The sequence below is a fragment of the Pseudomonas sputi genome, assembly GCF_021603585.1.
GTDB lineage: Bacteria > Pseudomonadota > Gammaproteobacteria > Pseudomonadales > Pseudomonadaceae > Aquipseudomonas > Aquipseudomonas sputi.
Genome location: NZ_BQHI01000066.1, coordinates 1 through 849, shown reverse-complemented (window position 1 = coordinate 849; position 849 = coordinate 1). Strand labels below are relative to the sequence as shown.

At 51.1% G+C, this 849-nt stretch carries 1 rRNA gene; it reads right to left on the bottom strand.

The annotated features are described in order from the left end of the window. A 23S ribosomal RNA gene (locus L6D81_RS29315) occupies positions 1 to 849 on the bottom strand; the annotation flags it as partial.

Below are 849 nucleotides of genomic sequence, written 5' to 3'. Positions count from 1 at the left end.
CGTGATACCCGTAGCTTCGGTGTATGGTTTGAGCCCCGTTACATCTTCCGCGCAGGCCGACTCGACTAGTGAGCTATTACGCTTTCTTTAAAGGGTGGCTGCTTCTAAGCCAACCTCCTAGCTGTCTAAGCCTTCCCACATCGTTTCCCACTTAACCATAACTTTGGGACCTTAGCTGACGGTCTGGGTTGTTTCCCTTTTCACGACGGACGTTAGCACCCGCCGTGTGTCTCCCATGCTCGGCACTTGTAGGTATTCGGAGTTTGCATCGGTTTGGTAAGTCGGGATGACCCCCTAGCCGAAACAGTGCTCTACCCCCTACAGTGATACATGAGGCGCTACCTAAATAGCTTTCGAGGAGAACCAGCTATCTCCGAGCTTGATTAGCCTTTCACTCCGATCCACAGGTCATCCGCTAACTTTTCAACGGTAGTCGGTTCGGTCCTCCAGTCAGTGTTACCTAACCTTCAACCTGCCCATGGATAGATCGCCCGGTTTCGGGTCTATTCCCAGCGACTAGACGCCCTATTAAGACTCGCTTTCGCTACGCCTCCCCTATTCGGTTAAGCTCGCCACTGAAAATAAGTCGCTGACCCATTATACAAAAGGTACGCAGTCACAGAACAAAGTCTGCTCCCACTGCTTGTACGCATACGGTTTCAGGATCTATTTCACTCCCCTCTCCGGGGTTCTTTTCGCCTTTCCCTCACGGTACTAGTTCACTATCGGTCAGTCAGTAGTATTTAGCCTTGGAGGATGGTCCCCCCATATTCAGACAAAGTTTCTCGTGCTCCGTCCTACTCGATTTCATGACTAAGAGACTTTCGCGTACAGGGCTATCACCCACTA